The organism is Bacillus amyloliquefaciens DSM 7 = ATCC 23350 (assembly GCF_000196735.1).
Lineage (GTDB): Bacteria > Bacillota > Bacilli > Bacillales > Bacillaceae > Bacillus > Bacillus amyloliquefaciens.
In genome coordinates this window covers 3033461-3051403 of record NC_014551.1, presented here as the reverse complement: position 1 = coordinate 3051403, position 17943 = coordinate 3033461, and the positions used below count along the sequence as shown (strand labels likewise).

At 46.8% G+C, this 17943-nt stretch carries 16 protein-coding genes; 15 read left to right on the top strand and 1 reads right to left on the bottom strand.

From position 1 onward, the window contains the following. Positions 1-64: 64 nt before the first annotated feature. The gene (locus BAMF_RS35750) at positions 65-1294 is read right to left on the bottom strand and encodes a PucR family transcriptional regulator (RefSeq protein ID WP_013353415.1); all 1230 of its coding nucleotides are present in this window, start codon (positions 1292-1294) and stop codon (positions 65-67) included. Between the two features lie 315 nt (positions 1295-1609). Here BAMF_RS35750 and BAMF_RS35745 point away from each other — a divergent pair, with 315 nt between their 5' ends. The 15 genes from BAMF_RS35745 (at position 1610) to BAMF_RS35675 (ending at position 17935) form a co-directional block, all read left to right on the top strand. Continuing rightward, on the top strand, positions 1610-1903 hold the full coding sequence (locus tag BAMF_RS35745) for a WXG100 family type VII secretion target (protein WP_013353414.1): 294 nt from the start codon (positions 1610-1612) through the stop codon (positions 1901-1903). A 75-nt stretch (positions 1904-1978) separates the two neighbouring features. After that, positions 1979-2218 (top strand): ESX secretion system protein YukD, encoded by a 240-nt coding sequence (gene yukD, locus BAMF_RS35740; protein WP_013353413.1) that lies wholly within the window; start codon positions 1979-1981, stop codon positions 2216-2218. 14 nt (positions 2219-2232) lie between these two features. Next, a complete protein-coding gene (gene essB / locus BAMF_RS35735; RefSeq protein WP_013353412.1) occupies positions 2233-3522 on the top strand; it encodes a type VII secretion protein EssB in 1290 nt (429 codons plus the stop codon). A gap of 54 nt (positions 3523-3576) precedes the next feature. Continuing rightward, complete coding sequence (gene essC / locus BAMF_RS35730; RefSeq protein WP_013353411.1) at positions 3577-8052, top strand: type VII secretion protein EssC; 4476 nt, start codon at positions 3577-3579, stop codon at positions 8050-8052. After that, a complete protein-coding gene (gene esaA, locus BAMF_RS35725) occupies positions 8049-11171 on the top strand; it encodes a type VII secretion protein EsaA (protein ID WP_013353410.1) in 3123 nt (1040 codons plus the stop codon). The genes essC and esaA overlap by 4 nt, the downstream gene beginning before the upstream one ends. Positions 11172-11178: 7 nt before the next feature. Beyond that, a complete protein-coding gene (gene essA, locus BAMF_RS35720) occupies positions 11179-11652 on the top strand; it encodes a type VII secretion protein EssA (protein ID WP_013353409.1) in 474 nt (157 codons plus the stop codon). Between the two features lie 61 nt (positions 11653-11713). After that, on the top strand, positions 11714-12445 hold the full coding sequence (locus BAMF_RS35715) for a (S)-benzoin forming benzil reductase (RefSeq protein WP_013353408.1): 732 nt from the start codon (positions 11714-11716) through the stop codon (positions 12443-12445). 163 nt (positions 12446-12608) lie between these two features. Further along, complete coding sequence (locus tag BAMF_RS35710) at positions 12609-13139, top strand: HD domain-containing protein (protein ID WP_013353407.1); 531 nt, start codon at positions 12609-12611, stop codon at positions 13137-13139. Positions 13140-13275: 136 nt separating this feature from the next. Then, positions 13276-13512, top strand: a complete 237-nt coding sequence (locus BAMF_RS35705) for a DUF2642 domain-containing protein (RefSeq protein WP_003152023.1) — start codon at positions 13276-13278, stop codon at positions 13510-13512. Between the two features lie 136 nt (positions 13513-13648). Further along, entirely contained in the window at positions 13649-14755 is a 1107-nt protein-coding gene (locus BAMF_RS35700; protein WP_041481665.1) for an AI-2E family transporter, read from the top strand. 61 nt (positions 14756-14816) lie between these two features. Continuing rightward, positions 14817-15038 carry a spore germination protein gene (locus BAMF_RS35695; protein WP_013353405.1) on the top strand — a complete coding sequence of 74 codons (222 nt, stop codon included), beginning with the start codon at positions 14817-14819 and terminating at the stop codon, positions 15036-15038. 71 nt (positions 15039-15109) lie between these two features. Next, complete coding sequence (locus BAMF_RS35690; RefSeq protein ID WP_013353404.1) at positions 15110-15358, top strand: YueH family protein; 249 nt, start codon at positions 15110-15112, stop codon at positions 15356-15358. Between the two features lie 65 nt (positions 15359-15423). Continuing rightward, positions 15424-15819 (top strand): YueI family protein, encoded by a 396-nt coding sequence (locus BAMF_RS35685; protein WP_013353403.1) that lies wholly within the window; start codon positions 15424-15426, stop codon positions 15817-15819. A gap of 80 nt (positions 15820-15899) precedes the next feature. Next, positions 15900-16451 (top strand): cysteine hydrolase family protein, encoded by a 552-nt coding sequence (locus BAMF_RS35680; RefSeq protein ID WP_013353402.1) that lies wholly within the window; start codon positions 15900-15902, stop codon positions 16449-16451. A gap of 17 nt (positions 16452-16468) precedes the next feature. Beyond that, on the top strand, positions 16469-17935 hold the full coding sequence (locus BAMF_RS35675; RefSeq protein ID WP_088030648.1) for a nicotinate phosphoribosyltransferase: 1467 nt from the start codon (positions 16469-16471) through the stop codon (positions 17933-17935). The last annotated feature ends 8 nt before the right edge of the window (positions 17936-17943 follow it).

Here is a 17943-nt window from a genome sequence, read left to right as displayed (position 1 = left end):
GCGCGATTGTTGCGAAAATTCTTTGTTTGAAACAGAAAATAAAAAAACACGGATTTGTGAAATTTCACGAATCCATACTGCGAAGCTTGATATCGAGGTAAATCGTAAACTTTTCATTCACATTTTTTAAGTCGATTTCTGCGATCTGGCTGATTCTTTTCAGCCTGTAATTCAATGTATTGACATGGATGTTAAGCGCTTTAGCGGCGGTGTTGACATTGCTGTCGGCATCGATAAAATGTTCGAGCGTTTTGACCATATCGGCCTGGTGCTCTCTGTCATACTGCTCAAGCTTTGACAGGGAATAGTTCATATAGCCGCTGTGCTTGCGTTTTTCATCCAAAACATCAAGGTACTGATAAATCCCCAGTTCAGAAAAGCTGAAAAGGTGTTTGGTTTCTCTCACAAACCGTTCTTTCGCTTTCAATACGGAGAGCGCTTCCTGATAGGAGCGGTAAACGTAAGAAATCGATTCGTAAATACCGCCGAAAGCAATCGACGCATCCTCAATTTTATATCGTTCTTTCAGCTGTTTTTGAACATAGAGGGCGAACTGCTTTAAATCTTTAAAAGGCTGATCGGATTTCGGCGCGGCTAATAAGATTAATTCATTTGAATCGACAGTCGCCAGCATGACATGAATCTGCTGTGTCGTTTCCTGCAAATATTGCAGCTGCTGTTCCGTCTTTTCAGTCAGCTCATCATGTAAACGGATGATCATGACGCTGAACACGGACGGCAGCGCCATTCCGAGCTTATGAAACCCTTCGGCCATCTCGGCTTCCTGATAAATATGGCCGGTCAGCATTTTCCAAAAAAACTCCTGGCCCCGCTCTTCGATTTTTGTTTTGCGGATCTGCAGGTGCAAAAGCTTGTTCCGCACCGCTTTGGCGGCCAGCTGAAGCGTCTTCAGGTCCTCGTCATTGAGCTTTTTTTTGATCTCAAGCGCCCATATAAATCCGAGAACCTGGCTGTTTTTCCAAATGGAAATCGCCACGCGGTTGCTCAGGCCCACCTCGTCGATTTCTTTCACTTTGATCGGCTGGTCTGTTTTTAAAAGCGCCGGAATGGTTCCGTCTTTCCACAGTTTGTTGATGACTTTTTCAGGCACCCTCCGTCCGATAATCGTCGACGTCCGGGCCGGATCTGTACAATCGCTGTGCGTGCTGTATGCAAGCAGTTTATGATTCACGTCTTCTATTGTAATAGGGCATTGAAGAACTTCACTGATATGGTCGGCAACATCTTCAAGCCTGTCGAAACTGTACTTAAATGGATCTTTTGGATTGGTCATCTGTATCCCTACTTTTTCATAGCTTCATATCTTGATCTTACCATCTTGCTTTTCAGACTGAAAGGCATCTTTGAACGGAAATAAAATAGGAAAATAAGATCATTTGACAAAATCAAAAAGAATAAGAAAATCATACTATTGTATTTACAAAATGTGTAAATTCGACGAAAAATCCAGTATATCATAAGACTCATTTTGTAAAATTAAAACAGATTTGTTTGACTGTGCCGAATTGTTGTTTTTATAATAATGACGTTCAAAAAATAAGTGAATTAGCCCATATTTAGGCTGATGACACAGGAGGGTATAAGGAATATGTCTGGATTAATTCGTGTCACACCCGAAGAGCTAAGAGCGATGGCTAAGCAATATGGCGTTGAAAGTCAGGAAGTCATGAATCAGGTTGACCGCCTGAACCGCATGATTTCTGATTTGAAAGGCATGTGGGACGGTGCTTCAAGTGAAGCATTTGCGGATCAATATGAGCAGCTGAAACCTTCATTTATTAAAATGTCTGAATTGCTGCAAGATGTGAATCATCAGCTCGAACAAACGGCAAATACGCTTGAGTCTACTGACCAAGATATCGCTAACCAAATTCGCGGATAATAAGATGAATGAAGAAACGGAGCGCCTGATTCAATCAAGAAGACGGCGCTCTTTCTATGTAAGGGTGATATGAAAATGTATATCGATATTACAATAGATTTAACACAATATAACGGCAGCGTCTTCGATCTCAGATTGTCAGATTACCATTCTGTGAAAAAAGTCATCGATATTGCCCGGCAGGCTCAGCACGTATCCGTTCCGCCGCGTGAAGGCTATTGGATCAGAGTGGTCAATAAAGAAACGGTTTTTTCCGGGGAACAAAAACTATCTGACTGCGGCATTACGAACGGAGACCGTCTTGAAATTTTATGAGAGGAAATGGTGGAATGACAGATCATAACAGATCTTATTTAGAAACTGAATTAGACGCCGTCCGGGCAGAAACCGAATCAGGCTTCACCTTCACCTTTCAGCGGGAAAAAGTCAAGCTTCTTGACGGGCTGGAAGCAAACGTGATTAAAGATGCTGATCCTTTTTTTCAAAAAGAGGTTTCGGTTTCAGAAGACGAAGTAACCATAACAATCAGACCCCCTTCTTCTTATCAGGCTTTCCGCTATATAAAAGGAAAAGATAAAAAAAGCAGATGGCAATTTGCCTACCGTCTCGTGCAAGCTGTGAAACAGCACAAGCTGAAACGCCTTAATCTGATTGCTGCGCCGGAAAATATCGTATTTGATAAAGCGCTGACGCCTTACTTTCTTCATTACGGCGTAAAGGAGAGTCTCCCGCCTTATGAAGAAGATAGACAAAGGGTGTGGAAAGAGCTCAAAGCCTGTGCGGCGCTTGCAGCTGACGGGGCGTACACCTTCGAAGAATATCTGAAGTATAAGGAGACGCTTCAATTCTCTCCTGAGGTGAAAAGCGTGTTAGAGGCTGAGACGTTTGAAGAACTGGAAGAAACAATTCAAACCACAATTGATTCCCTCGAAGCGAGGGACAAGACATACATAAAACTGCCGAAAAAGAAATGGAAAATCCAAAGATACACCGGTCTGGCGCTTGCAGTTCTCCTTGTGCCGGCGCTTCTGTATTCCTTGTACGTGTTGTTTTTCGCCCAGCCGAAGCAAGAGGCAATCACGGAAAGCAACCGCTATTTTCTCAATCAGCAGTACAGCAAAGTCATTGACACACTCGCTAAATACGATGCGGAAAGTCTCCCTGAATCTGTGCAGTACGAGCTTGCTTCCTCTTATGTGGCGGTTGAAAATCTGAGCGAAGAACAGCGGAAAAACATTGGGAATCTGGTCACGCTGCAATCAGATCCGAAGCACTTCCTTTATTGGATCGATATCGGCAGAGGGGAAAATGAAGAAGCCATCAATATCGGCCGCAATCTTGAGTACAACCCGTATATCTGGCTCGGGCTTACAAAATATAAACAGCAATTATTAGCGGACGACAGTATGAAAGACGATGAAAAGCAGAAAGAACTGGACGCCGTGGAAAGCGAGCTGGCGAAGGCGAAAAAAGAGCAGGAAGAGCAGAACAAAGAAGCGGAGGAAAACCGTGACACCGCCGAAGCTTCCGCCGGCCAGGATGAAGGCGGCAAACAGGACAAAGCGAAGGATAACAAAGAGAACGACAAGAAAGATGAGAAAAAAGATGAAAAAAAATAACAGCACACATCAAATGGCCGTAAGTAACGATCAGGCTGTCAGGAGGTTCGCCATATGAGTCTGTTATGGGTCTTTTACCGAGAGCACGTACAAAAGATTCAGCTGTCTGAACTCCCGCCGTCTCAGCCGATAACGATCGGCCCGGATATAAAGGATACGATCACGGTCGGCACACTGCCTTTACGGCAAACCGCCGCCACCCTTTATCGTAAAGAAACAGACCGTTATGATGTTTTCCTGGGAAATAACTGTGCCGGCGAATTGACAATAGGAAATGAAATGCCTTGCAGAATGGAAGAAGAGACGATGCGGCTTCTTCTCACTCCTGATCAGGAAGAATCCTCCGTTTATTTTGTCGGCAGAAAGGACGAGATCGTTTTCTCATCAGAAACAGAGGAAGCGGATATATACAAAGAGCCGTCGTCCGCTCAAAAAGGCGCTTTTTATCTCCGAAAAGCGGGAGGAAGCTGGTCTGTCATTCCTGATGGCCAGGAAGTTTATGTAAACGGAGAGCTCACAAAAGTCCCTGAAAGGCTTCGGATGGGAGATGAGCTGCTGTGGAATTTTCTGCGTCTGAGGCTGGCGGAGGACGACCTTTTAGAAGTCGTTCATCACGAGGAGTTTCAAACCGGCTTAATCAAAACGGTAAAGCCGAGCACCGAAATGAAAAAGAAATACCCGCAATATCGAAGAACGCCGCGGATGGTCTATGATCTTCCCGAAGACCGCGTTTCATTCAGCTTTCCCTCACAGGAAAGCGAGCAGAATAACAGGGGGCTCTGGCTCGTCATTCTGCCTCCTGTGGTCATGCTGATTGTAATGGGGGTTGTCGCCATTATACAGCCGAGGGGCATTTTCATTCTCGTTTCTTTAGCGATGTTTATGATGACTCTCATTACGTCCACCGTGCAATATTTCCGAGAAAAAAACCAGCGGAAAAAACGGGAGGAGAAGCGTGAGCGTGTGTACAAGCAGTATTTAGAGAGTAAACGGAAAGAACTTCAGACGCTGTCGGAAAAACAATTGCAAGTGCTGACGCACCATTTTCCCACGTTTGAAAAAATGAAATATTTAACCTCTGAAATCAGCGGCCGCATTTGGGAGAAATCGCTGGAAAGCAGGGATTTTCTGATGCTCCGGCTCGGAACGGGCACTGTCCCGGCAAGCTACGAGATCTCGATGAGCGGAGGGGACCTGGCGAACCGTGATGTGGATGACTTAATGGAACAGTCGCAGCACATGCAGCGTGTATATAAAGATATCCGCCATGCACCCGTGACCGTTGATTTACAAGAAGGGCCGATGGGGCTTGTCGGGAAACCCCAGATCGTCAAAAATGAAATTCACCAGCTGATCGGCCAGCTCGCTTTCTTCAACAGCTACCATGACCTGCGGTTTGTCTTTATCTTTCATGAAGATGAATATAAGGAATGGGAATGGATGAAGTGGCTGCCGCAATTTCAGCTGCCTCATATGTATGCGAAAGGGTTTATTTACAATGAACAGACCCGTGATCAATTGTTATCTTCCATTTACGAGCTGCTGCGGGAGCGGGATTTGGAAGAAGATAAAGAGAAAAAGATCTTCCAGCCGCATTTTGTCTTTGTCATCACGAATCAGCAGCTGATCGCAGAGCACGTCATTTTAGAATATATCGAAGGCCGGCATGAGCATCTCGGCATCTCAGCGATCATCGCCGCGGAAACGAAGGAAAGCCTGGCAGAAAACATTCACACCCTCGTCCGCTACATTAATGAAGATGAAGGAGACATCCTCATTCAGAAGAAAAAAGCGGTCCAGATCCCGTTTAGGCTGGACAGGCATGAACGGACAAACAACGAGCGGTTTTCCCGAACGCTTCGGACATTGCACCATCAGGTCGGGATGACGAATTCCATTCCCGAAACGGTCTCATTTTTGGAGCTGTTTCATGCGAAGGAAGTAAAAGAAATCGGCATCAGGCAGAAGTGGGAGACAAGTGAGTCGGCAAAATCACTGGCTGTTCCGATCGGCTACAAAGGTAAAGACGATATCGTGTATTTAAACCTGCATGAGAAAGCCCACGGGCCGCACGGATTGCTGGCGGGAACGACCGGCTCCGGGAAAAGTGAATTTCTGCAAACGTTTATCCTGTCATTGGCCGTTCATTTTCACCCTCATGAAGCGGCGTTTTTGCTGATTGACTATAAGGGCGGGGGAATGGCGCAGCCGTTTCGCAAAATGCCGCACCTTCTCGGAACCATTACGAATATCGAAGGAAGCAAAAACTTCAGTATCAGGGCGCTTGCCTCTATAAAAAGCGAGCTGAAAAAACGGCAGCGGCTGTTTGATCAATATCGCGTCAATCACATTAATGACTATACAAAGCTGTATAAACAGGGGGAAACGGATATTCCGATGCCGCACCTGTTTTTGATTTCAGATGAATTTGCCGAGCTCAAAAGCGAAGAGCCTGACTTTATCAGGGAGCTTGTCAGCGCGGCACGCATCGGGCGGAGCCTTGGTGTGCATTTAATCCTTGCCACGCAAAAACCGGGAGGCATCATTGACGACCAGATATGGAGCAACTCACGCTTTAAGGTCGCGCTGAAAGTCCAGGATGCAAGTGACAGTAAAGAAATTCTGAAAAACAGTGATGCGGCGAATATTACAGTCACCGGACGCGGCTATTTGCAAGTCGGAAATAATGAAGTGTATGAGCAGTTCCAGTCTGCCTGGAGCGGCGCCCCTTACATGGAAGATGTATACGGCACCGAGGATGACATTGCCATCGTTACCGATACCGGCTTAATTCCGCTGTCTGAAGTGGATGCGGACGACTTGGCGAAAAAAGACGCCCCGGCAGAAATAGAAGCCGTAGTCGAAGAAATCGAGCGGATTCAAAAAGAAATGGGCATTGAAAAGCTGCCGAGCCCATGGCTTCCGCCGCTTGCCGAACGTATTCCGCGCACGCTTTATCCCGCAAAGGAAAAAGACCGCTTCTTCATCGCCTGCGTGGATGAGCCTGATCAGCAAAGACAGGCGCCTCTCGCTTATACGATGATGGATGACGGCAACATCGGCATTTTCGGCTCATCCGGATACGGCAAGTCAGTGGCTGCCATCACTCTCCTGATGAACTTCGCGGAAGGGTACACGCCAAAAGAGCTTCATATGTACATCTTTGATTTCGGAAACGGCACGCTTCTGCCATTGGCAAAGCTTCCGCACACCGCAGACTATTTCTTAATGGATCAAATGAGAAAGATCGAAAAATTCATGATCCGCATCAAGGAGGAAATCGAGCGGCGGAAACGGCTGTTCAGAGAAAAAGAAGTCAGCCATATCAAAATGTACAATTCGCTCAGCGAAGAAGAGCTGCCGTTTATATTTATCACAATTGATAATTTCGACATCGTCAAAGACGAAATGCATGAATTGGAAACGGAATTTATCCAGATTTCACGCGACGGGCAAAGCTTAGGCATTTACTTCCTGCTGACCGCAACGAGGGTAAACGCCGTCCGTCAGTCATTGTTAAATAATATAAAAACGAAAATCGTCCATTATTTAATGGATCAGTCAGAAGGTTATTCCATTTACGGGCGCCCGCCGTTCAGTCTTGAACCGATTCCGGGCCGCGTCATGATTCAAAAAGAAGAACTGCATTTCGCGCAAATGTTTCTTCCGGCTGAAGCGGAAAATGACCTCGAGATGTTCCAAGCGCTGAAAGCCGATGTCAAAGCTTTAGCTGAGCGCCATTCCGGAACAGCCGGTCCACACCCGATTCCGATGCTCCCGGACATGCTGACGGCCGGCGAATTTTCGCTCCGTCTCGGCCCGGACCAAGAACCGTTCCGCATTCCTGTCGGGCTTCATGAGGAAAAGGTCAGCCCGGTATACTTTGATCTGGGCAAATATAAGCATTGCCTCATCTTAGGCCAGACACAGACGGGAAAAACAAACATCCTGAAAGTCATGCTGAATCACCTGCTGCGTGAAAGCACGGAACGGATCGGACTGTTTGACTCGATTGACCGCGGATTGTCGCAGTATGCGCAGGAAACAAAGGTCAGCTATCTGGACACAAAAGAAGACATACAGAAGTGGATTGAAGCGGCTGAAGCCATTTTCACGGAGCGGGAAGCTCAGTATGCACAGGCCGTCAAAAATGGCGATGTGCACAAACTCAATTTCTCTCCGATCGTGTTAATGGCCGACGGCATTACAAGATTCCAGCAGACAATCGACACCGCCATTCAGGACAAGCTGGCGATGTTTATGAAATCTTACGCGCATGTAGGCTTCAGTTTTATCCCGGCGGGCAATCACAGCGAATTTTCAAAAGGCTATGATTCCTTAACGACGGAAATGAAACAGATCCGCCACGCGATGCTGCTTGTGAAAAAATCTGAACAAAATGTCATTCCGCTGCCTTACCAGAGACAGGAACCGGACATTCAGCCGGGCTTCGGCTATTTGGTTGAAAACGGCAAGGAGCAAAAAATCCAAATACCTTTATGTTCAGCGGAAAGGGAGGCCGTCAGATGACTGAACAACGAAAAAGCCTGATCAAATTAGTAGCCGCGATCGTCATTATTCTGCTGCTGCCGGTGCTGTTTTTCCGGTTTATCGGCGATGACCCGGGAAAACAAAAAATCAATGCCACCCGCCAAATCGCAGTCGTGAATGAAGACATGGGCTTACATGATGAAACAGATGAAAATGAGGATAGGGAATCGGTCCATTTCGGCAAAGAAGTAGCGGCGGCTCTCGGCGACCGTCCGGATTATTCCTGGACGGTCGTCAACAGGAGCGCGGCTGAAAACGGCCTGGCGGATAAGAAGTATGACGCAGTCGTTTACATTCCATCCGATTTTTCAAAAGACATTTTAAGCTATGACAAGGAGCGTCCGCAAAAAGCTACGCTGACATTCAATATTCAAAGCAACCTGAACGCCGTCAACAAAGAAAAAGTGCAGCGTGAGCTTGAAGACGCCCAAAAATCAATGAATAAAAAAATGTCGGCATTGTATTGGAATTTCGTCTCACAAAAAGTGAACAATGTCAGAGGCGATTTTGACAAGATCGTCAATAAAGAATCAGAATTTCAAAATGTCATGTACAACTTTTACAAGCCGAGCTCCAATGACTTGGCAGGTGAGATCAAACGGCAAAAAGACCTGATTGACGAACTGAAAAAATCAATGAACGAAGCGCAGGGCGCAGCAAAAGAAAAATTGACCTCGGCAGATGAAGCCAAAAACACGCTCAAAGACTTTGCCGATACAGTTGAGCGCTATAAACAATATCAGGAAAATCAGAAAAAACTGCTGCTGGCCGCGCAGGAACAAAATCAAAAGCAAATCACAACCGGACTGAACGCTATTAAAGCGCAGCAGGCCGCCAACCAGTTCAGCACCATGATGAGCGGGCTGTCTTCAGGCATAAACCGGGCGCAGACACAGCTTGACCAGACAGGATCGGCACTGGCAGCCGCCCAAAAGGTGAGAGAAGCGCAGGTCCCTGAGCAGGAACAAGGGATGGCAAATATTCAATCCAATTTACTTGACAATTATTTGACTCAATATAAAGCCCAAGCAAGATTTGAAACACTGAACAGCATTCAAGCCCTTATGAAAAGGGATCGCCAGAACTTAACCGTTCCGGAAAAAGACCCGGGGGATGACGGCTCGGATGAACCGAAAGAAGAAGAAAAACCGGAAGAAGAAAAACCCGGTGATCTGAAAATTGACCTTGACGATCAGCGTAACGAATTAAAACGCATCTCCGCTGAGATCAATTCTATTTCTGACGGTTTAAAAGAACCGGAAAAAGAAAATCCAGACCCTGAAAACCCGGGCCATGGGGATAATGGTGAAAACTCCGGCGGTACCGAACCGAATGACGGGACGGCTCCCGGAGAAGACGGAAAAACGGATGACGGCACAAAAGAACAGCAGTCTCCTTCCGATAACACAGGCGATCAGCAGACAAAAACAGCCGCAACCGCTAAAAACGTCACTCCGCTTGCTGATGACCCCGCGGACGATCCGAACGGCTCTGAAGGAGACGGCGGCACAGAAGTATCTAAGGCAAAAGAAAGGCTGAACCAAGCCGCAGAGCGCATTCAGCAAATTGAAAAAGAGCTTGAAGAGAAACAGCAGACACATAATGAAGAACTGAAAAAACGTCTCGATGCTCTTGATGAAGAAATCCAAGGCCTTAAAGACCAGATTGCCAAAGTTGAAAAACGTGCGGACAAATTACAAAAAAAGCTGGAACAATCAGAAGAAACGAGAAAACAAGACTTCAATACCGTTTACAGAATGATTTTAAAAACAGAACAGAACATTTTGAACTACCCGTCATTGGACGGCGGCCGCAAATCTGCTCTTGAACAGATATTTGCCGCTGACATCAATACAAAAGTGATATCCGATTTAATGAGTTACTATAATGATTTATCTTTGTATGAGGCAACACTTTATCATTCTCTCGACGCAGGCTCGCTGCCTGATGTGAAAAACAGGGTGCTGAAAGCCCAGCAAGGCGAAGTCCAAACCGTTCTCGCCATCAAACCGATTGAAACGGCAAGCTGGGAAAACCTGAAAAACAATAAGATGCAGACAGATGAAGACATCAGCAATTTCATTAAAGGCATGACCGAATTCTCGGATAACTACAGCTCATATATCAGAGATGAACAAGCCGGAGTGCTCGATGAGCTCGCCAGCATCGCAGACAGCGCGGCTAAAGCATCTGATCAGCTTGCTGAAGGCGCTGTGCAGGAAGCGGCAACGTTCAGCGGAGACGGATTAACCGGAACGATGGCGCTCGGCGCTCAGGATACCGTCGGCCGCGAAGTGCTGCAAATGTCTGACACGATGGGCCATCTGTCAGAACGCCAGTCCGGCATCATCAGCTATACCGACAATATGCAGCAAAGCGTAAATGACGTACAGCAGAAAGCGGACACCCTGAACAGCAATTGGGGCAAAAACGTCGATTCCACAAAATTGATCAGAAATGACGTGTACGGCATTTTAGGGAACGCGCTCGTTGACGGACAGGAAAACGGATACGTTTACGATTATCTCGCCAACCCGCTTAAAATCAGCGGAGAGGTGCCGGAAGACCGGGTTCAGAATGTTCCGCCGGTCGTCATTTTGGTGATCGTTTTGATCAGCAGTCTTCTGATCGGCTATTTCAGCTCGTATTATCAGCAGGCGCCGCTTCTCGTCAAAGGCGCGCTCTTTGGGATTTTAAACATTATGGTCGGACTGATGATCAGTCTGTTCGGTCTGAATATCTACTCGCTTCCGGACGATCAGACGATTAAATGGTCAATCTTTACGATTCTCTTGCTCGCGGCGAGTTCGGCTTTTATCCGGGCAGCCTTTGTCTTTGGCTCGATCACCGGATGGATCGCTTCGTCAGCGCTCATTCTCTTTTATGTGGCGCCTTTGATCGACTTGATTATGCCGAACTTTACCTTTGACAGCCCGGTTTCGAAAGTCTATATCGATATCCAATACGGTACGGGCCATCTGTTTGCGATGGGAATAACGGTTCTTGTGATTATTACGCTGATTGCGGCGGTGCTTCCGCTCATTATTCGGCTGTTTGCGGAAAAAACGGAGGAAAGTGATCAGTCTTATGAGGCGTAACACATTCATGGAAAAAGGGATCTTGCTGTTTGCTCTCTCCTTTTTCCTTTTCCTTCCTCAAGCCGCAGCCGCGAATGAGGACAATACTGATGTCAAGCCGAATGAATATGAAAAGAAAGACATTGAAATTCGTACGGATTACCTGCACGACGACGCCTACTCCGAAGAAAAAACGGCGCTTCCGAAAGAGCAGAAGGACATTACGTTTGATCAACCGGCCGAAAGCCCGGATGAAAAACTGATATCAAATTTGTTTACATCGTCAGACACTGAGCCGAATACGATCAAAGCGCAATCGAAAAAACTGGGGATCACTTTTGCCGAGCCGGCGGTGCGCCATACCTCGGCAGATATGGAAGCGGATGAGAAAAAGACTTCTTTTCTTTTGCCTGTCATTTATGCCGTCCTGATCCTCTTCGGCATTGCGGCGATGATTTATCTGATTCCGAAAGTCACGGCGCAGGAAAAGGCAAAGCGGTAAACAGATCGCTTGTGTTTGCGGGAAGACAGTCCGTAAAATAAGAAAAAAAAGGAGGAGTGTCATGCAGTTTTTTCTGATAACAGGCGCATCAAAAGGATTGGGGCGGGCGCTTGCGGAACAGGCGCTTCAAGAAGGAGCCGAAGTCGCCGCGCTTTCAAGAACGATAAGCGGAGAAAAGCGCGAGGGACTGACAGAATACAGTGTTGATTTAACCGATCTGTCAGACACCGAGCGGCAGATGAAGGCGATTCTTGATCAAGCTGATGAGAAGCGGTATTCCGCCGTCACACTGATCAATAATGCCGGAATGGTAGAACCGATCAAGCGGGCGAAAGAAGCTTCCGCAGAAGAATTGAACCGCCATTACACCCTTAATCTGACGGCGCCTGTTTTGCTCAGCCAAATGTTCACGAAGCGTTTCGAAGCGTTCACCGGCAGCAAAACCATTGTCAACATCACATCGGGCGCGGCGAAAAATCCTTATAAAGGCTGGAGCGCGTATTGCAGCTCAAAAGCTGGGCTTGATATGTTTACGAGAACATTCGGGTTTGAACAGGAAGATGAAGAGCTGCCGGTCCGCATGTTGTCATTCTCACCGGGAGTGATGGATACAGACATGCAGGCCGTCATTCGTTCTTCATCCAAAGAAGATTTTCACGACATCGATCGGTTCCGCAATCTGAAAGAAACGAACAGCCTCAGAAGTCCGGAATACATCGCTGGTGTCATCCGCTCACTGATCGCAGGAGAGCCGGAAAACGGACGGATATACGATATCAAAGAGTTTTTGTAGAGCAGCTTCCGCGCTGCTCTTTTTTATTTGTACAATCACTTCGCGGCCCGGCGGCATATTATGACTGAAACGCAATATAAGGGGTATAATAATGTATCGGATGAATTGAGTTTCTTCTCGATTTATGTTAGGATTCTAAAAATATAAATAAGGAGGGGTTTCCATGAGAAATGTAACGTTAATGGATGTCTTCACCCATCCAATCGCACAAAAGTATTTACAGCGTTCCGGCGTCGCCCATGCGGTTGCCTGCGCGTTTCATGCATACCGTCTTGCCGTAAAAGCAGGTGTCAGCCCGGATCTTGCGGCGAAAGCGGCTTTACTGCATGACATCGGCCATTACGAATGGTACACAGACGGCAAATGGGATTATGAAAAGTACAGAAGAAACGATATCCATGCCATTAAAGGCGCTGAACGGGCGCATAAGCTGCTCATCCGGCTCGGTGAAGAACCGAAAGCGGCGAAAGAGATTGCGCTGGCGATTCTGCTTCACACCGATTCCTATCTGCCTGAAGGCGAACTGGACAAGAATACGCTCCAGCAAATTGTGAAACAAGCGGATGAACTCGATGAAGAACCCGGCGGACATCACCATTACCGCCAAATGGATCATACGGCCGCGCTCAAACAAATCCAAAAGCTTGATCAGTTAATTGACCAAGCCCAATATCCCATAAGAAGCTCAGTCTAGGCCACTCATGCGGCCTTTTCCGCTTACATAACTCCGCATACTCACTAACCCTTTTCCCCTCCGATAGACGTACTGTGTCAAAGCCTTTGTCCGCTGCATATGCTGAAGGAAAACATAGTAAAGGGGATCAGCGAAAATGGCCCATCAAGGAAGCCCGCAAATCGTCTCGTTAGTAGATCCTTACGTTTATCAGACCATCCATAAGCTTATCGGCTCAAGGTTTATCATTCAAACCGTCAGACGCATTGTCAGGGGACGGCTGATTGATGCCACTCCAGATCATATCGCCATTGAAGAAACGCATGACCGCGTATTTTATATCAGAAACCGCCATGTGGTTTCTGTCATGCCTGATTATACCGAACGTGTGTAACAGCCCGATAAGGCGCAAACCGGAGGCCGTCCTTACAAAACCCCGGTGCGTCTTCTTTTTTGAGATACATAGATGCACGGCGGCTTTTTTTGGTACAATCACAGTACAAGTTCACATAACAATAGGAGGAAACCGCTTGTTGAAATCAAAGGTCCATTTTTGGACGCTGCAAATTTTGCTCGTTTTGCTCATAATTTACGTATCAACGAAAGTCTCGTTTATTTTTCAGCCGTTTTTCGGTTTTATCAGCACTCTGTTTTTTCCGATTCTGATCTCGGGCATTTTGTTTTTCATTTTTAATCCGATCGTGCGCCTGCTTGAGAAAAAAATCCCCCGGACATTGGCGATCCTGCTCATTTATCTCGTTTTCATCGGCCTGATAGCCTTTATGTTCACCGCAATCGGACCGATTGTGGCTTCCCAGGTCACGGGGCTGTTTAACAATTTCCCTGATTACATTAATCAGATTCAAAGCTTGACGACACAATTATCCCATTCCAAATGGTTTACGTGGATGATGACGCAGGATTATGTGTCGATAGAAAAAATTCAGCAGTCTCTGACGGGATTTTTACAAAGTCTTCCGCAAAATATTACCGCAAGCCTGTCCGCCGTGTTCGGCGTCGTTACGAATATAACGCTTGTCGTGATCACCGTTCCGTTCATCTTGTTTTATATGCTGAAGGACGGCCGGCGTTTTCCGCTCTTGGCGGTCAAAATCCTGCCTTCTTCCTACCGGGCGGAAGGTCGGAAAATATTCAATGACTTATATGTCACATTGGCCGCATATTTCCAAGGCCAGCTGCTGATCTGTCTCTTTGTCGGGACGGCATGCTTTATCGGATATTGGATTATCGGCCTGCCTTACGCGTTAATTCTCGGGATGGTGATTGCCGTCACCAATATCATTCCGTACCTCGGACCGTTTCTCGGGGCTGCGCCGGCGGTAATTATCGCGTTTATGGATTCTCCGGCTAAGGCGCTGTTTGCCGTTATTGTTGTCGTTGTCGTCCAGCAGCTTGACGGAAACCTGCTTTCTCCGCTTGTTATCGGGAAACGGCTCAATACCCACCCGCTCACCATTATTCTTCTGCTTGTCGGAGCGGGCAGTTTCGGCGGCATTCTCGCAATGATTCTGGCTGTGCCGGTTTACGCGGTCTTAAAAGCATTCGTCTTAAATATCGTCCGCCTTATCAAACTTCGTCAGCGGTCAAAACACGAAGACAACCGCAAGCCGAAATAAAAACGGGCACAACTCCGCACGCGCCGCATAAAATGCTGTAAAGAAAAGCGGAGGTGTGGGTATGCCTGCAATTGTGGGACCGATTTATATTATGAGCTTAGCCGGAGACGCTGCGGCGAGCTTCGGTGACGTGTTTGCCATTTCTCCCAAAGCCGTTGACCACTCAGGCGCGGGGGCAGGGGCGTTTCATTCCGGAGATTTTGTCAAAGTCACTAATAAATTCAGCAAAACGCTCTTTGAAGATATCGATCTGTTTGACGAACCTGATTGGTTTAACGCGTGACAGCCTCCCTTTAGGAGGCTGTCGCTTTTTTGTAGTATAATAGAATCAGTCTTTATAAAAGGGGAATTTTTATGAAAATCAGAAAAGCGAATATTACCGTGCAGTCCGGAATGATCGGCGATGTGTATCTGCATGAAAATAAAAAAGAACAGCATACCCTCGTAGCCGTTCCGGAACTTGAGTGGAGCACGATTATTTCCTATGAGGAAGAGAAAAAGGCGCTGGCGCAGCGGCTTTTACAATCATTCAGCAAACTGATTGATGAAGAGCCTGCCGGAGAGCTCGCCGGCAAGATCTCCCATTGGGTCGCTGAAATGTAACGAAACGGTTTACCGCGTCCATGCCGGGGCGATAATTGTAAAACAAGCTGAGGAGGGACAGGCCGATGAGCGACAAAACAGTTGACCTTTATTTACAGCAGGGTATGTATGGCCCTCTGCAGACGAAACCGGATGAACGCCATTTATTTTTAGGCTCGCTGCGTGAAAGAGTCATCATTGCCCTGACGAAGGGGCAGGTGCTGCAAAAGAAGCCGTATGAAGAAGTGAAACAGGCGCTGAAAAACCGAAAAGACGCGGTGCTGTATATAAACGGAAGGCTGCCGTATCATGCTTATTCACCATATATGAAGCTTGCCGCACTGGACGGTGTCCGAAGCTCAGTGATCTCGGACCTTCAATTTGAAACGCCGCTCGGCCTGGTTTTTGCCGCCGATCATGCTGTGAACCTGGACGGCATTTATGTTCAGGATGACATTTTTCAGCGTTCACTCCTGAAATAAATGTCATTTTACAATGCCAATTCACTTACAGGTGGAGATAGGATATAATGGTTTTCATATGAATGGCGGGGAGGCCGGCTATGAAAAAAGCATTTATATGCATTGATTATACGAATGATTTTGCAGCAGAGAACGGAGCATTGACGTGCGGAGAACCCGCAAGGCAAATTGAAGATACGATTGTCAGTTTGACGCAAGCTTTTATAGAAAACGGTGATTACGTTGTTTTTGCGGTGGATTCACATGATGCAGACGATGACTTTCATCCCGAAATACGCCTGTTTCCTCCGCATAATATCAACGGCACGGAGGGCAAGGAGCTGTACGGAAAGCTTTCGCCTCTTTATGAGAAACATAAAAACGCAAAAAACGTAAGCTATATGGAAAAAACGAGATATTCTGCTTTTGCGGGAACGGATTTAGAGCTGAAACTGCGGGAACGGCAGATCACTGAACTGCATCTTGCGGGCCTGTGCACCGACATCTGTGTTCTTCACACGGCGGTTGACGCCTACAACAAGGGCTTTCAGATCGTCATTCATCAAAACGCTGTGGCAAGCTTTAATCCTGAAGGGCATGAATGGGCCCTGTCCCATTTTAAGAACAGCATCGGAGCGCAAGTGGCAGAGTAAGGAAGGGGAAAATAATTTTGGTGGAGCATGGTTTTAAAGACGACAGTTTGTCTTTACATACAGATCTTTATCAAATTAATATGGCCGAAACGTACTGGAGAGACGGCATTCATGAGAAAAAAGCGATCTTTGAGCTTTTTTTCAGAAAGCTTCCCTTTGAAAACGGCTATGCGGTATTTGCGGGCTTAGAAAAAGCAATCGATTACTTGGAGAACTTCAAATTTACCGACAGCGATCTGAATTATTTAAAAACGGAATTGCACTATGATGATGATTTCATTGAGTATTTACGGGATCTTTCTTTTACCGGGTCTCTTTACAGCATGAAAGAAGGAGAGCTCGTTTTTAACAACGAACCGATTATGCGGGTCGAAGCGCCCCTCATTGAAGCGCAGCTGATTGAGACGGCTCTGCTTAACATTGTGAATTACCAAACATTAATCGCGACAAAAGCAGCCCGCATTAAAGGCGTTGTCGGTGATGAGGACGCCCTTGAATTCGGCACGCGGCGCGCCCATGAAATGGATGCGGCTATGTGGGGAGCGAGAGCGGCCCTGATCGGCGGCTTCAGCGCGACGAGTAATGTAAGAGCCGGAAAGCGCTTTAATATCCCGGTATCCGGCACGCACGCCCATGCGCTCGTGCAAGCGTACCGTGATGAATATACGGCTTTTAAGAAATATGCGGAGACGCACAGAGATTGCGTGTTTCTCGTAGATACGTACGATACGATCCGTTCAGGCATGCCGAATGCGATTAAAGTCGCGAAGGAATTCGGCGACCGGATCAACTTCATCGGCATCCGCCTGGACAGCGGGGACTTGGCGTACCTGTCAAAAAAAGCGCGTGAAATGCTTGATGAAGCGGGTTTCAAAGACGCAAAGGTTATCGCTTCAAGCGACCTTGATGAGCATACGATCTTAAATCTGAAATCGCAGGGAGCGAAAATCGATACGTGGGGAATCGGCACAAAACTGATTACCGCATACGATCAGCCGGCCCTCGGCGCGGTTTACAAGCTTGTGGCCATTGAAGAGGACGGCAAACTGACCGATACTATCAAAATTTCGTCAAACCCTGAAAAAGTGACAACGCCGGGAAGAAAGAAAGTATACCGGATTATCAACAAGCTGAATCATCACTCTGAAGGGGATTATATCGCTCTTTATGACGAGCGGGTAAACGACCAGAAACGCTTAAAAATGTTCCATCCCGTTCATACATTCGTCAGTAAATTCGTCACTGATTTCTATGCGAAAGACCTGCATGAGCCGATTTTTGAAAACGGCGTTTTATGTTATGATAATCCAGAAATTACCGATATCCAGCAATATGTCCAGGAAAACCTCAAACTTCTGTGGGAGGAATACAAACGGATCAGCAAGCCGGAAGAATATCCGGTCGATTTAAGTGAAGACTGCTGGAGCAACAAAATGCAGCGGATTCATGAGATCAAAAGCAAGCTGAAACGGGAGCTTGAATAGATGATAAA